Annotated in this window: 15 protein-coding genes and 1 pseudogene; all 16 read left to right on the top strand. The window is 68.8% G+C overall.

Annotated elements, in window-relative coordinates:
- The first annotated feature begins 5 nt into the window (after window positions 1-5).
- The 16 genes and pseudogenes from ruvX (at window position 6) to carA (ending at window position 13590) form a co-directional block, all read left to right on the top strand.
- Window positions 6-473, top strand: coding sequence for a Holliday junction resolvase RuvX (ruvX, locus tag K5L49_RS03695; protein ID WP_223690665.1), 468 nt, complete (start codon window positions 6-8; stop codon window positions 471-473).
- 178 nt (window positions 474-651) lie between these two features.
- Window positions 652-2004: an endolytic transglycosylase MltG gene (mltG, locus tag K5L49_RS03690; RefSeq protein WP_223690664.1), complete on the top strand. Its 1353-nt coding sequence runs from the start codon at window positions 652-654 to the stop codon at window positions 2002-2004.
- The gene (locus K5L49_RS03685; protein ID WP_223690663.1) at window positions 1997-3217 is read left to right on the top strand and encodes a shikimate dehydrogenase; all 1221 of its coding nucleotides are present in this window, start codon (window positions 1997-1999) and stop codon (window positions 3215-3217) included. Before mltG ends, K5L49_RS03685 begins: the two co-directional genes overlap by 8 nt.
- A gap of 78 nt (window positions 3218-3295) precedes the next feature.
- Window positions 3296-4504 carry a chorismate synthase gene (aroC, locus tag K5L49_RS03680; RefSeq protein WP_223690662.1) on the top strand — a complete coding sequence of 403 codons (1209 nt, stop codon included), beginning with the start codon at window positions 3296-3298 and terminating at the stop codon, window positions 4502-4504.
- A 39-nt stretch (window positions 4505-4543) separates the two neighbouring features.
- A pseudogene (locus K5L49_RS03675) lies at window positions 4544-5034 on the top strand (shikimate kinase).
- Window positions 5031-6122 (top strand): 3-dehydroquinate synthase, encoded by a 1092-nt coding sequence (gene aroB / locus K5L49_RS03670; RefSeq protein WP_223690661.1) that lies wholly within the window; start codon window positions 5031-5033, stop codon window positions 6120-6122. Before K5L49_RS03675 ends, aroB begins: the two are co-directional and overlap by 4 nt.
- A gap of 2 nt (window positions 6123-6124) precedes the next feature.
- A complete protein-coding gene (locus K5L49_RS03665) occupies window positions 6125-6523 on the top strand; it encodes a hypothetical protein (protein WP_223690660.1) in 399 nt (132 codons plus the stop codon).
- An 84-nt stretch (window positions 6524-6607) separates the two neighbouring features.
- The gene (locus K5L49_RS03660) at window positions 6608-7054 is read left to right on the top strand and encodes a type II 3-dehydroquinate dehydratase (RefSeq protein ID WP_223690659.1); all 447 of its coding nucleotides are present in this window, start codon (window positions 6608-6610) and stop codon (window positions 7052-7054) included.
- A gap of 121 nt (window positions 7055-7175) precedes the next feature.
- The gene (efp, locus tag K5L49_RS03655) at window positions 7176-7739 is read left to right on the top strand and encodes an elongation factor P (RefSeq protein ID WP_223690658.1); all 564 of its coding nucleotides are present in this window, start codon (window positions 7176-7178) and stop codon (window positions 7737-7739) included.
- A 30-nt stretch (window positions 7740-7769) separates the two neighbouring features.
- Window positions 7770-8186, top strand: a complete 417-nt coding sequence (gene nusB, locus K5L49_RS03650) for a transcription antitermination factor NusB (protein WP_223690657.1) — start codon at window positions 7770-7772, stop codon at window positions 8184-8186.
- Window positions 8187-8231: 45 nt separating this feature from the next.
- Window positions 8232-8960, top strand: coding sequence for a DsbA family protein (locus tag K5L49_RS03645; RefSeq protein ID WP_223690656.1), 729 nt, complete (start codon window positions 8232-8234; stop codon window positions 8958-8960).
- An 82-nt stretch (window positions 8961-9042) separates the two neighbouring features.
- Window positions 9043-9582 (top strand): bifunctional pyr operon transcriptional regulator/uracil phosphoribosyltransferase PyrR, encoded by a 540-nt coding sequence (gene pyrR, locus K5L49_RS03640; protein WP_223690655.1) that lies wholly within the window; start codon window positions 9043-9045, stop codon window positions 9580-9582.
- Window positions 9579-10541 (top strand): aspartate carbamoyltransferase catalytic subunit, encoded by a 963-nt coding sequence (locus K5L49_RS03635; RefSeq protein ID WP_223690654.1) that lies wholly within the window; start codon window positions 9579-9581, stop codon window positions 10539-10541. The genes pyrR and K5L49_RS03635 overlap by 4 nt, the downstream gene beginning before the upstream one ends.
- Window positions 10535-11908 carry a dihydroorotase gene (locus K5L49_RS03630; RefSeq protein WP_223690653.1) on the top strand — a complete coding sequence of 458 codons (1374 nt, stop codon included), beginning with the start codon at window positions 10535-10537 and terminating at the stop codon, window positions 11906-11908. Before K5L49_RS03635 ends, K5L49_RS03630 begins: the two co-directional genes overlap by 7 nt.
- Window positions 11901-12425 (top strand): PH-like domain-containing protein, encoded by a 525-nt coding sequence (locus K5L49_RS03625; RefSeq protein WP_223690652.1) that lies wholly within the window; start codon window positions 11901-11903, stop codon window positions 12423-12425. The genes K5L49_RS03630 and K5L49_RS03625 overlap by 8 nt, the downstream gene beginning before the upstream one ends.
- A gap of 1 nt (window position 12426) precedes the next feature.
- Complete coding sequence (carA, locus tag K5L49_RS03620; RefSeq protein WP_223690651.1) at window positions 12427-13590, top strand: glutamine-hydrolyzing carbamoyl-phosphate synthase small subunit; 1164 nt, start codon at window positions 12427-12429, stop codon at window positions 13588-13590.
- Window positions 13591-13592: the final 2 nt, after the last annotated feature.

The following is a 13592-nucleotide window of genomic DNA, read 5'->3' as shown; positions in this document are numbered from 1 at the left end:
CACCGGTGCGAGCGGGAGTCCGCCTCGGCGTCGACGTCGGCAAGGTGCGCATCGGTGTCAGCAGATCCGACCTGCACGGGGTGCTCGCGACGCCGGTGGAGACGGTCGCCCGCTCCGAGGATGCTGCCGATCGTCGGCGAATCGGCGAGATTGTGACCGAACTCGAAGTTTTCGAGATTATCGTCGGACTACCTTTGGCGCTTTCCGGAGCGCAGACGGCTTCGACCGCCGACGCGATCGGATTCGCTGCTGCTCTGGAGGCCGAGGTGGGCGTTCCGGTGCGTCTCGTGGATGAACGGCTTTCGACGGTTTCTGCGCATTCGGCACTGCGGGCGTCGGGAAAGAACTCGAAAAGCGCGCGTCCGGTGGTGGATCAGGTGGCTGCCACGATAATTTTGCAGCACGCCCTCGACGCGGAGCGCGCTTCAGGTCATCCGCCGGGCACCCCCGTCGAATCGAACATTGGACCCTAGTTTGTCGCAGAACCCATCTCTCCCTGGGCACGGCGAAACATCTCCCTCCGAGGATATCGAGCGCGAGTTCGACCCGTTCGGCACGGTTTTCGGCTCCGCCGAGCAGCCGCCGGCCGGGCCGGCGGAACCCGTCGCCCCTCCGGCCCCACCGGTCTTCCCCGCCGTGAACCGGCCGCCGATGACGCGACGCGAGGCGAGGGAGGCGCGGGAGCGCGAGGAGACGGGAGCTCAGCCGGTCATCGGAAGCGACCAAAACGGGGAGGCGCCCTCACTGCCGACGACGGCGACACCAACCGTGTCCGACGAGACGGCACCGCCCGAGGCGACGCCGGAACCGGTGGATGAGCATCCGTTCTCGGCGTTCGCCGGGTTGACGGCTCACGACTCGGCGGAGGCCGCGGACGCCTCGACCTCACCGCTGGCCTGGCGTCAGCAGCACTACGTCTCCGATGAGAAGCGGCCGAGGAAGAAGCGCAGCCTGAAGCCGCTCTGGGTGACGATCATCATCGTGGCCATCATGGGTGGCCTCGTCGGCGGAGCGTACGCGTTCTTCCAGCCGCAAGTGGCGAAACTCATCGCAGCCGTCTCGCCGAAAGACGACGATTACACCGGCCAGGGCACCGGTTCGGTGCTGTTCTCGATCAAGAGCGGCGACACGGGCTCGGATGTGGCGACAAATCTGCAGAAGGCGGGGGTGACGAAGAGCTACTCCGCGTTCTACACCCTGCTCCTGCGGCAGCATCCGGCCGTCGAGTTCCAGCCGGGCGCTTTCAAGCTCGCCAAGCAGATGAGCGCTCAGGCGGCGCTGGTCGCCTTGCAAGATCCGTCATCGCGTGTCGAGAACACGGCGGTGATCCCGGAGGGGACTGCGGAGAAGGACATCCTCCCGATCGTCGCGGAGGCGACGAAGATCCCGCTCGCCGAACTGCAGGCGGCCGCGGCCAACCCCGCGCAGTACGGCGTGCCGGCGGAGGCGAAGACGCTCGAAGGGTTCCTGTTCCCGGCGACGTACACCTTCACTCCCGGGGTGACGGCGCACGACGCCATCAAGACACTCGTCGATCGGAGCTTCCAGGCGCTCGACGACGCCGGGGTCGCGCCGGCCGACCGCTGGAAGACGGTGGTGCTCGCCTCGATCGTGCAGCGCGAGGCGGGACTCGCCCCGGACTATCCCAAAGTCTCCCGCGTCTTCCTCAACCGTCTGGCGCAGGGATGGGACCTGCAATCGGACGCGACCGTCGCATACGGCACCGGCAACACGCACACGGTGACGACGACGGATGCGGAACGGGCCGACGCCTCGAACCCCTACAACACGTATGTTCATCCCGGGCTCCCGGTCGGCCCCATCTCGAACCCGGGCGATCTCGCGATCGACGCCGCGCTGCATCCGGCGGTCGGACCGTGGATGTTCTTCGTCACCTGGAACCTCAAGACCGGCGAGACGATCTTCTCGACGACGGAGGCCGAGCATGAGGCCGCCGTCGCAAAATGGCAGCAATGGATGAAGGACAACCCCGGCTATGACTGACGAACGAGACGAACCGCACACCGACGAGACGCCCGAAGTGCCGTCGATGATCGACGCCGGCGAGAACGGGGTGTCGGAGGCGGCCGCTGAGGCGGGGATCGCCGCGCTCGTCGAGGCGGAACGGGAGGCGGAGGCCGAGGAAGTCGTCGTCGCCGAGGTCGAGCTCGCCGCAGAGTCCGAGGAACCCGAACCGGAGCCAGTGGCGTCGGAGCCTGTGGTGTCGGAGCCTGTGGTGTCGGAGTCTGTGGCGCCGGAGCCGGTGGCGTCGGAGCCGGTGGAATCCGCGCCCGTGGCGTCCGAGCCGGAGCCCGCACCCGTCAAGGCGAAGCCGAAGACCGCGCGCAGACCCAAGCCGATGACGCGGAAGCTCGCGGTGCTCGGCTCGCCGATCGGGCACTCGCAGTCTCCGGCGTTGCACCGGGCGGCGTATCGCGCGCTCGGTCTCGACTGGGAGTACGACGCGGCCGATGTGACCGGCGACACGCTGGCCGCTTTCGTCGAGGGCCTCGGCCCCGAGTGGCGCGGGTTGTCGCTGACGATGCCGCTCAAACAGTCGGTGCTACCGCTGCTGGGCGAGGTCGACCGGGTGGCGGAGCGCACGGGCGCGGCGAATACGGTGCTGTTCGACGATGGAGTCCTCCGCGGATTCAACACGGACGTTCCCGGGATCGTGCGGGCGCTGGCGGCCGCCGGCCTGGAGAGTGCGCGATTCGTGCACATCCTGGGCGGGGGGGCGACGGCGGCATCCGCCCTGGTCGCGGCGGCGGAGCTGGGCGCCGAGCGTGTCGACGTCTACGTCCGCTCGCTGGAGCGGAGCGTCTGGCTGGAGCCGCTCGCGCACGAGCTGGGGTTGATGATCCGCCTCCGCCCGCTTGCGCAGGCCGACCGCTCGCTCGACATCCCTGACCTCGTCGTCAGCACGCTTCCGGGCGGGGTGACGACGGAGGCGCTCTACACGGATTCGACGCGACGTCGCGCGGTGCTGTTCGACGTCTCGTACGATCCGTGGCCGAGCGTGCTCGGCTCGGCCTGGTCGGCGGTCGGTGGCACGGTAATCTCCGGTCTCGCCCTGCTCGCCCATCAGGCACTGCTGCAGGTGCGCATCTTCGTCTCGGGCGATCCGTTGCAGCCGGTCGACGACGAGGAGACCGTGCTCGCGGCGATGCTCGAGGCGATCGGGATCGACGCGAGCGGCGCTCCGCTGACCGAGTAGCCGTCGCGTGACCGAGTAGGCGCCGGGCAACGCCCGCGGGCGCGCGGGCGGCCCTCGACGCTGTGCCAGAATCGAACCATGCTTCGTTGGCTCACGGCCGGGGAATCCCACGGTCCAGAACTCATCGCCCTGCTCGAAGGCCTGCCGGCCGGTGTGCCGGTCTCCCTCGACGCCATCCGTGCCGATCTCGCGCGCCGCAAACTCGGCTACGGCCGGGGCGCGCGCATGAAGTTCGAACAGGATGCGCTGGAGCTCTCGGGCGGGGTGCGGCACGGCTACAGCCTGGGCAGCCCGATCGCTGTGCGCATCGGCAACACCGAGTGGCCGAAGTGGATCGACGTGATGAGCGCAGAGCCGGTCGATCCGGAGAAGCTCGCCGGCGGTCGCGGTGCCCCGCTGACCCGCCCGCGTCCCGGTCATGCCGATCTCGTAGGCATGCAGAAGTACGGCTTCGACGAGGCCCGGCCGATTTTGGAGCGCGCCAGCGCCCGTGAGACGGCGGCCCGGGTGGCGCTCGGCGCGGTCGCCCGCTCCTTCCTCGAGCAGCTCGGCGTCACGCTGGTGAGTCACACGCTGTCGGTCGGACCCGTGCGCGTGCCGGAAGGTTCGCCGCTGCCGCTGCCGAGCGACCTCGCGACGCTGGACGCCGATCCGCTGCGCTGCTTCGACCCGGAGACCTCCCTGGCGATGGTCGCGGAGGTCGACGCCGCCCACAAAGACGGGGACACGCTCGGCGGTGTCGTCGAGGTGCTGGCCTACGGACTTCCGCCCGGACTGGGCTCCCACGTGCACTGGGACAGGCGACTCGACGCCCAGCTGGCGGGCGCTCTGATGGGCATCCAGGCGATCAAGGGCGTCGAGGTGGGCGACGGTTTCCTGACGACGACGCGTCGCGGCTCCGACGCGCACGACGAGCTCGTGCAGGACAGCGGGGAGATCACCCGTACCAGCGACAAGGCCGGGGGCACGGAGGGCGGCATGAGCACGGGTACGGTGCTGCGGGTCCGCGCCGGCATGAAGCCGATCGCGACCATCCCGCACGCGCTCCGCACCGTGGACGTGGCGACGAGCGAGGCTGCTCCGGCCCACCACCAGCGCTCCGACGTCTGTGCGGTGCCGGCGGCGGGGGTCGTCGCCGAGGCGATGGTGGCCCTCGTGCTGGCGAACGCCATGCTGGAGAAGTTCGGCGGTGACTCGATCTCGGAGACGGCGCGCAACCTGCGCGGCTACCTGGAGGCGATCCCCGAGAACCTGGCGACGACGCGCCTGTCGGCGCCCTACGCCTAAGTGGACGGGTCGACCGTTCGGAACGAGAGCGCCGCAGACGTGACGATCGTCCTCATCGGGCCACCGGCAGCGGGAAAGACGCGCGTCGGGAAGCGGTTGGCGCGCCGCCTGCGCCTTCCGTTCATCGACACGGATGCGGTCGTGGTCGCGCAGCACGGGCCGATCCCGGCAATCTTCGCCGACTTCGGAGAGCCTCATTTCCGCTCGCTGGAACGGATCGCGGTCGCCGAGGCGCTGGAAGGCCCCGGGTCGTCTCGCTCGGCGGGGGAGCCGTGCTCGACCCCGAGACACAGACCGACCTCGCGGGCGCCTGCGTCATCCTGCTCACCGTGCAGCCGGAAGCCATCGCCGACCGGATCGCGAACGCGAAGCGACCGCTCGTCACTGATCTGGACTCCTGGAAAGAGCTCGTGGCGAGGCGCGCTGATCTCTATGCGTCACTCGCCGACTACACCGCAGACACATCCACCCGGCCGATCGACACCATCGTGGACGAGATCGCGCAGTGGGTCGAGGAAGGACGACGATGACCGACATCGAACAAGACCAGCCCACCGAGATCGTGGTGGCCGGTGCCGACCCCTATCCGGTGCTGGTCGGTCGCGGACTGCGCACCGATCTGTCGAGCGCGCTCGGCGGCGGCGTGAACAAGGTGCTCATCGTGCATCCACCGACGCTCGGCGCCGCCGCGGCGGAATTGCGAGAGTCTCTGCTCGACCACTACGAGGTGCTGCTCGCCGAGGTCCCGGATGCGGAGGCGGCCAAACGCGTCGAGGTGGCGGCGTTCTGCTGGCAGGTCATGGGGCAGGCAGACTTCACCCGGTCGGATGCCGTGATCGGTTTCGGCGGAGGGGCCGTGACGGATGTCGCCGGTTTCGTGGCGGCGACCTGGCTGCGCGGGGTGCGGCTCGTGCAGGTTCCGACGACCCTGCTCGGCATGGTGGATGCGGCGGTCGGCGGCAAGACCGGCATCAACACGGCCGAAGGCAAGAACCTGGTGGGAGCGTTCTATGCGCCGGCGGCCGTGATCTGCGACCTCGACACGCTGACCTCGCTGCCCAAGAACGAGATCCTGGCCGGTTTCGGCGAGGTGGTGAAGTACGGCTTCATCGCCGAGCCGGAGATCCTCGACATCATCGAGCGGGATGTGGACCGCGCGACCGACCCGACGACCCCGGAGTTCCGGCGCCTCGTCGAGCTCTCCATCGCGATCAAGGCCCGGGTCGTGGGGGAGGACTTCACCGAGCAGGGGCTCCGCGAGATCCTCAACTACGGGCACACGCTCGGCCACGCGATCGAGCACGCGGAGCGCTACCAGTGGCGGCACGGCGCGGCCGTCGCGGTCGGCATGATGTTCGCGGCCGAGCTCGCCCGGCTGAGCGGCCGGCTGTCGGACGACGTGGTCGACCGGCACCGCCGCATCCTCGAGTCGTTGACGCTGCCGACGACGTATCCGCTCGGGCGGTGGCAGACGCTCTTCGCCACGATGCAGCGGGATAAGAAGGCCCGTGGCAGTCTGCTGCGGTTCATCGTCCTCGACGCCCTGGCGCGCCCCACCGTGCTCGCGGGGCCGGACCAGAGCCTGCTGTTCGCCGCGTACCAGGAGATCGGCGAGTAGCCGTGACCGCCGGAATCAAGACCATCGCCCAGAAGCTTCAGGTGAAGCCGGGAGACGCGGTGAGCATCCTGGGCGGAACGGCGCAGGAGCGCGCCCTGATCGGTGTGCTGCCGGACGGGGCATCGCAGACGGCCCTCGGTGACGGCGCGGTCGCGCTGGCGTTCGTGCACTCCCGGGCCGAACTGCTCGAACGGTTCGCTGACGAACTCCCGGTGCTCAGTCGTGCGCGTGCGGTCTGGTACCTCTACCCGAAGGGTGGACGAGCCGACGTCAACCGCGACACGATCATGCGCGAGGCCGGCGCGTTCGGCTGGCGGGCGATCAGCAACATCGCGATCGACGGCGCCTGGTCGGCCGTGCGCGTGCGCCCCCTCGTCGACGGCGAGGCGGCGCTGGGCTGAGCACCCCGCTGGGCCGCGCCCTGCCGGGCCGCGCCCTGCTGGGCCGCGCCCTGCTGGGCCGCGCCACCGCTAGGCTAGGGCGTCATGAGCAGCGTCCTCGTCCTGAACGGTCCCAACCTCGGTCGGCTCGGCACCCGGGAGCCGGATGTCTACGGCTCGGGCACACTCGCCGAACTCCGTGAGCTGCTGCAATCCGACGCGGCGGAGACGGCGATCGACCTGCGCCAGACCGACGATGAGGCCGAACTCCTGCGCTGGCTGCACGAGTCGGCCGACAGCGGTGCGCCCGTCATACTGAACGCCGGCGCGTGGACGCACTACTCGTTCGCGCTCCGGGATGCGGTGGCTCTCGTGACGAAGGCCGGCGGCACCGTGATCGAGGTCCACCTCTCGAATCCTCACGCCCGCGAGGAGTTCCGCCACACCAGTGTGATCACCGCTGTCGCCACCGGTGTGATCGCCGGTCTCGGGTTCGAGGGGTACCGGCTCGCGCTGGCGTACATCCTCCGAAATCCGTCAGTCATTCGCTGAATCGCAGCGCGCCAACTAGAATCTCTTGAGGCTGCCGCCCCGTCTTGCCGGGTGCAGCCACCGTGGTCCGCCCCGGGCGTGCATCCACCCGCTTCTTCTTCTACTCGAACGGAACTCTCGTATGGCTACAACCGCTGACATCAAGAACGGCATCGTCCTCAACATGGACGGCCAGCTCTGGACCGTGATCGAGTTCCAGCACGTGAAGCCGGGCAAGGGCGGTGCCTTCGTTCGCACCAAGCTGAAGAACGTGACCAGCGGCAAGACGGTCGACCGTACCTTCAACGCGGGATCGAAGATCGAGACCTCGAACGTCGACCGACGCGACTACCAGTACCTGTACCAGGACGGCGAGAGCTTCGTCTTCATGGACACCGGCGATTACGACCAGATCACCGTCACCGGTGTCGTCGTGGGCGACGCGTCGAATTTCATGCTCGAGAATCAGAACGTCACCATCGCGCTCAACGATGGCGAGCCGCTCTACGTCGAGCTCCCCGCGTCGGTCGTTCTCGAGATCACGTACACCGAGCCTGGTCTGCAGGGCGACCGGTCGACCGGCGGCACCAAGCCGGCGACCGTGGAGACCGGCTACCAGATCCAGGTTCCGCTGTTCCTCGAGACGGGCACCAAGGTCAAGGTCGACACGCGAACCGGGGACTACCTCGGCCGTGTCAACGACTGACCCCCGTCGGTCAGCGAGTAACGAACAAGCATGAGTGCCCGAACCAAAGCCCGTAAACGCGCGCTGGACGTGCTCTACGGTGCCGATATCCGGCAGGTGCCCCTGAATCAGGCCCTCGCGACCGAGGCGGAGCGGGCGGCCAATGAGCCGCAGCGCGAGACCTCCTGGCTGTACGCCCGCGAGATCGTCGACGGGGTGATCGACAACCTCGACGAGATCGATGAGCAGATCGAGACCTATTCCCAGGGGTGGACCCTGGCCCGGATGCCCGCCGTGGATCGTGCGATCCTGCGCATCGGCGTCTGGGAGGTGCTGTTCAACGACGAGGTCCCTGACGGCGTCGCCATCTCCGAAGCCGTCGAGGCGGCGACTGTGCTCTCCACCGACGATTCCGCCGGCTTCGTGAACGGCCTCCTCGCCAAGATTGCGCAGAACAGAACGGCCTAGGGCCGGCGCCGGCCGCCGGTGCCCGAACGAACGGAACGCAGAACGATGACCCCCACCGTCCTTTCCCGTCGCCGCGGCCTCCGCGCCCTCGGCGCGGCACTCCTCGCCGCCGCGCTCCTCGTCGGAGTGGCCGCCTGCTCGATCGTCGGCGGCTCGTCGTCGGTGCCGACATCCACGGCGAAACCACCGAGCGGAACCGAGGGTGCCGTCAACTTCGACAAGGGCTACCTCCAGGCCGGCACCGGCGATAAACGCGTCGATGTGTGGGTCGACCCGATGTGCCCGTTCTGCGGGCAGTTCGAGAAGACGAACGGGGCGACGATCGCCTCGGCCGTTTCCGATGGCTCGATCACACTGCGCATCCACCCGCTCACCTTCCTCGACCCGAACTCGAACGGGACCGGCTATTCGACGCGCGCGGTCGCCGCGCTCACCTGTGTCGGGGTGAACGATCCCGACCGCATGGTGGAGTACTTCCAGGCCCTGTTCAAGGACCAGCCAGAGGAGGGGTCGAGCGGACTCACCGATGAGGAGCTCGCGAAGCGGGCGACGGATCTCGGCATCGCAGACATCGCCGGCTGCCTGGCGAAGAGCGGGCCGTACCAGGCCTGGGCGCAACGCAACACGGCGCGCGCGCTGAGCGGTCCCGTGGATGTGGAGGGCTCGACGCTCAAGAAGATCGAGCAGACACCGACCGTGCTGGTGAACGGCAAACAGTTCTCCGGCGACATCACGAAGGCGAACGAGTTCAAGACCTTCCTCGCCGCGCACTGATCGGTGACCCGCCGCACTGCTATGCTCGACCCCGGTAGACAACCTTTAACCACCGTCCTGTGAGGCGGAGAAGGGAGTCGGCATGACGGCGCGAACTGTGCTGCAACAGGCTGACATCTCCCGGGCGTTGACTCGGATCTCCCACGAGATCCTTGAGTCCAACCGGGGAACGAACGATCTCGTGATTCTGGGAATCCCGACCCGCGGCGTCTTTCTCGCGCGGCGGATCGCTGAGATCATCGACAGGATCGAGCCGGGCGCGGGCGATATCGTCGGCGCTCTCGATGTGACGATGTACCGGGACGACCTCTCCCGGAATCTCACGCGCACGCCGGCTCCGACATCTGTTCCGGGCCGGATCGACGGCAAGACCGTCGTGCTGGTCGACGATGTGCTCTACTCGGGCCGCACCATCCGCGCGGCACTGGACGCGCTGGGCGACCTGGGTCGCCCCCGCGCGGTCCGGCTCGCCGTGCTCGTCGACCGCGGGCACCGCGAGCTGCCGATTCGCGCGGACTTCGTGGGGAAGAACCTGCCGAGCGCCGCCTCCGAGCGCATCAACGTGCGGCTCAGCGAGATCGATGGTGACGAGTCCGTCACGATCGAGGAGACCGGCGCATGAGGCACCTGCTCTCCACCCGCACCCTGGGCCGCGACGAAGCGATCCGCCTGCTCGACGTGGCGGAAGACATGGCCGATGTGCAGGAGCGCGAGGTCAAGAAGCTCCCGACGCTGCGCGGCAAGACCGTCGTGAACCTGTTCTTCGAGGATTCGACACGCACCAGGATCTCGTTCGAGGCGGCGGCGAAACGTCTCTCGGCCGATGTGATCAATTTCAGCGCCAAAGGGTCGAGCGTGTCGAAAGGCGAGAGTCTCAAAGACACCGCGCAGACCCTCGCCGCGATGGGTGCCGACGCGGTCGTCGTGCGGCACAGCGCATCGGGCGCGCCGCAGACGCTCGCCGCGAGCGGGTGGATCGACGCGGGGATCATCAACGCGGGGGACGGGACGCACGAACATCCGACCCAGGCCCTCCTCGACGCGTTCACCATGCGGAGGCGGCTCCACGGCGCCGCCTCCCGGGGGCGCGACCTCGACGGTGTGACGGTGACGATCGTGGGGGACATCCTGCACTCCCGGGTTGCGCGCTCCAACGTCTGGCTGCTGAAGACGCTGGGGGCGGCCGTGACGCTCGTCGCTCCGCCCACCCTGCTGCCGGTGGTGCTGAGCGGGTGGCCGGCGAACGTCGGCTACGACCTCGACGCGGCGATCGACGCCGGGCCCGACGTGGTGATGATGCTGCGCATCCAGGCGGAGCGGATGAACGCGGCGTTCTTCCCCAATTCGCGCGAGTACTCGCGGCGTTGGGGGTTGGACGATGACCGGCTGGCCCGCCTCGGCACCGGTAGCATTGTCATGCACCCCGGGCCGATGAACCGGGGCCTGGAGATTTCGGCGGCGGCGGCGGATTCACCCCGATCGACCGTCAGAGAACAGGTAGCGAACGGGGTGTCTGTGCGGATGGCCGCCCTGTACCTCCTGCTGTCCGGTGGAGATCGGGAGGACGACGGGACATGGTGACAGAGAGTTTTCTGATCACGGGCGCGACGCTCGTGGACGGTCGCACGAGCGACCTGCTGGTGCGGAACGGCCGGATCGTCGAGACCGGAACGGCGCTGTCGTCCGCGGGGGCGACAGTGGTCGATGCGGACGGCCTGCTCGCGCTGCCGGGCCTCATCGACCTGCACACCCACCTGCGCGAGCCCGGCTATGAGCAGAGCGAGACGGTCCTGACCGGAACGCGTGCGGCCGCTGCGGGTGGATTCACCTCGGTGTTCGCAATGGCCAACACCTCGCCGGTGGCGGACACGGCCGGCGTCGTCGAGCAGGTGCTCTCGCTGGGCGACGCAGCCGGATACGCCACCGTGCGCCCGATCGGGGCGGTCACCGTCGGCCTCGAGGGTGAGCGGCTCGCCGAGCTGGGTGCGATGGCCGACTCCCGGGCCCGGGTACGCGTCTTCTCGGACGACGGCAAATGCGTCTCCGACCCGCTGCTCATGCGGCGCGCACTCGAATACGTGAAGGCGTTCGACGGCGTCATCGCTCAGCATGCGCAGGAGCCGCGGCTCACCGTCGGCGCCCAGATGAACGAGGGCGAGCTCTCCGGCGAACTCGGGCTGGCCGGCTGGCCGGCGGTCGCCGAGGAGTCGATCATCGCCCGCGATGTGCTGCTCGCCGAGCATGTCGGGTCGCGGCTGCACGTGTGCCACGTCTCCACCGCCGGGTCGGTCGACGTGATCCGCTGGGCGAAAGCGCGCGGCATCGACGTGACCGCCGAGGTCACCCCGCACCACCTCATCCTCACCGAGGAGCTGGCCCGCGGCTACGACGCCCGCTTCAAGGTCAACCCGCCGCTGCGCAGCCGCGACGACGTCACCGCCCTTCGCGAAGGACTCGCCGACGGCACGATCGACATCGTCGCGACCGACCATGCGCCGCATCCCCTGGAGTCGAAGGAATGCGAATGGGATGCCGCCGCCTTCGGCATGGTCGGGCTCGAATCCGCGCTCTCGGTCGTGCACGCCTCGGTCGTCGAGACCGGGATGCTCGACTGGTCCGATGTCGCCCGTGTGCTCTCGCACACTCCGGCGCGGATCGGCCGGATCTCGGGTCACGGCCACGCCCTCGAAACGGGGGCGGCAGCGGAGTTGACGCTCTACGACCCGACCGCCTCGCGCGAGTTCACCACCGGTGACCTCGCCGGCAAGGGCGTCAACTCGCCCTATCTCGCGATGACCCTGCCCGGCCGGGTCGTCGCGACCTTCCATCACGGATACGCGACGGTGCTCGACGGCGAGGTCGTCGCCGTCGAGGAGGTGGCCGCCCGCGCACGGGCGTACGCCGCCGTGGAGTCCGCACCCCGAGCCGAGGAGGCCACCCGTGGATAAGCTCGTGCCCACCGTCGTCGTCGTGGCGGTTCTGGTGATCGCATTCCTGCTCATGCTCTGGGGCTGGCGCCGACGAACCCGGCGTGACAGCGGCGCCGGCGCCGGGTACCAGCGTCCGGAGGGCGGTACCGTGCTCGCGGAGACCGACACCTTCTACGTGGCGACCACCCGCGGGGGCGAATCGCTGGAACGGCTGGCCCTCCCCGGGCTCAGGTTCCGCGGTCGTGCCCGGGTCACGGTCGAGTCGACCGGTGTGACGATCGCCATCACCGGAGAGTCCCCGGTCTTCATCGAAGCCGCCGCGCTCAGCGGGATCGGTTCGGCACGGGTCACGATCGACCGCGTCGTCGAGAAGGACGGGCTCCTCCGGCTCTCCTGGACGACGAGCGGAGCCGCGGCCGCCGACAGCTATCTCCGGGTCATCGACCCGGCCGACCGGGCCGCTCTGCTCGACGCGGTCGACAAACTGCTTCCCACCGGATCTCGGGCGGGACATACGACGGAAAGTGAGGTGTGACGTGGCAGGTTCAGAACCGGCAGTCCTCGTCCTCGAAGATGGAACCCGCTATGTGGGGCGGGCGTACGGCGCCGTCGGCACGACGTTCGGCGAGGCGGTGTTCTCCACCGGCATGACCGGGTACCAGGAGACGCTGACCGACCCGTCGTACGCCGGCCAGATCGTGCTCATGACGGCTCCGCACATCGGCAACACGGGAATGAACGACGAAGACATGGAGTCGCGTCAGATCTGGGTGGCCGGCTACGTGGTGCGCGAACCGTCGCGCGTCGTGTCGAACTTCCGCGCGCAGCGCAGCCTCGACGACGACCTTGTCGCCCAGGGCATCGTCGGCATCAGTGGGATCGACACCCGGGCCGTCACCCGCCACATCCGTGCGGCCGGTGCCATGCGCTCGGGCATCTTCTCGGGTCAGGACTTCGCCCTCAGCGACGGCGAGCAGCTCGAGCAGGTGCGCAGCGCCACGGGGATGGCGGGCCGCAACCTCTCGGCCGAGGTCTCGACGCCGGAGCCGTTCACGGTTCCCGCCGTCGGCGAGAAGGTCGGTTCGGTCGCCGTGCTCGACCTCGGCGTGAAGACGTCCACCCTGAACAACCTCGCCGCGCGAGGCCTCGACGTGCACGTGCTGCCGCAGATGGTGACCGCGCGGGATGTCCTCGAGCTCGAACCGTCCGCGCTGTTCTTCTCGAACGGGCCGGGCGACCCGGGGGCGTCGGACAAGCATGTCGAGCTGCTGCAGGAGGTGCTGCGCGCCGGCATCCCGTATTTCGGGATCTGCTTCGGCAACCAGCTGCTCGGCCGGGCGCTCGGCCTCGGCACGTACAAGCTTCCGTTCGGGCACCGCGGGATCAACCAGCCGGTGCTCGACAAGCGCACCGGCCGCGTCGAGATCACGGCGCAGAACCACGGGTTCGCGGTCGAGGCGCCGATCGAGGGCACCTTCGACTCCCCGGCCGGCTTCGGTCGGGTCGAGGTCAGCCACTTCAGCCTCAACGACAACGTGGTGGAGGGGCTCAACTGCCTCGACCTCAACGCGTTCAGCGTGCAGTACCACCCCGAGGCGGCGGCCGGCCCGCACGACGCCAACTACCTCTTCGACCGGTTCCTCGCCATGATCACCGAGCAGGGAACCGAGACCACCTCCGCGCAGAAGGAAGGCGAGTAAGC

Origin of the sequence: Leifsonia poae (assembly GCF_020009625.1) — a bacterium.
Taxonomy (GTDB): domain Bacteria; phylum Actinomycetota; class Actinomycetes; order Actinomycetales; family Microbacteriaceae; genus Leifsonia; species Leifsonia poae_A.
The sequence above is the reverse complement of the archived record's forward strand: the minus strand, read 5'-3'. Positions and strand labels throughout refer to the sequence as shown.

Excerpts from the sequence above, each read along its gene's own strand:
- K5L49_RS03645 (WP_223690656.1), top strand. The coding sequence starts at position 8,232 with ATGACCCCCACCGTCCTTTCCCGTCGCCGCGGCCTCCGCGCCCTCGGC.
- aroC (WP_223690662.1), top strand. The coding sequence starts at position 3,296 with ATGCTTCGTTGGCTCACGGCCGGGGAATCCCACGGTCCAGAACTCATC.
- aroB (WP_223690661.1), top strand. The coding sequence starts at position 5,031 with ATGACCGACATCGAACAAGACCAGCCCACCGAGATCGTGGTGGCCGGT.
- K5L49_RS03685 (WP_223690663.1), top strand. The coding sequence starts at position 1,997 with ATGACTGACGAACGAGACGAACCGCACACCGACGAGACGCCCGAAGTG.
- mltG (WP_223690664.1), top strand. The coding sequence starts at position 652 with ATGACGCGACGCGAGGCGAGGGAGGCGCGGGAGCGCGAGGAGACGGGA.
- nusB (WP_223690657.1), top strand. The coding sequence starts at position 7,770 with ATGAGTGCCCGAACCAAAGCCCGTAAACGCGCGCTGGACGTGCTCTAC.
- K5L49_RS03630 (WP_223690653.1), top strand. The coding sequence starts at position 10,535 with ATGGTGACAGAGAGTTTTCTGATCACGGGCGCGACGCTCGTGGACGGT.
- efp (WP_223690658.1), top strand. The coding sequence starts at position 7,176 with ATGGCTACAACCGCTGACATCAAGAACGGCATCGTCCTCAACATGGAC.
- K5L49_RS03660 (WP_223690659.1), top strand. The coding sequence starts at position 6,608 with ATGAGCAGCGTCCTCGTCCTGAACGGTCCCAACCTCGGTCGGCTCGGC.
- pyrR (WP_223690655.1), top strand. The coding sequence starts at position 9,043 with ATGACGGCGCGAACTGTGCTGCAACAGGCTGACATCTCCCGGGCGTTG.
- K5L49_RS03635 (WP_223690654.1), top strand. The coding sequence starts at position 9,579 with ATGAGGCACCTGCTCTCCACCCGCACCCTGGGCCGCGACGAAGCGATC.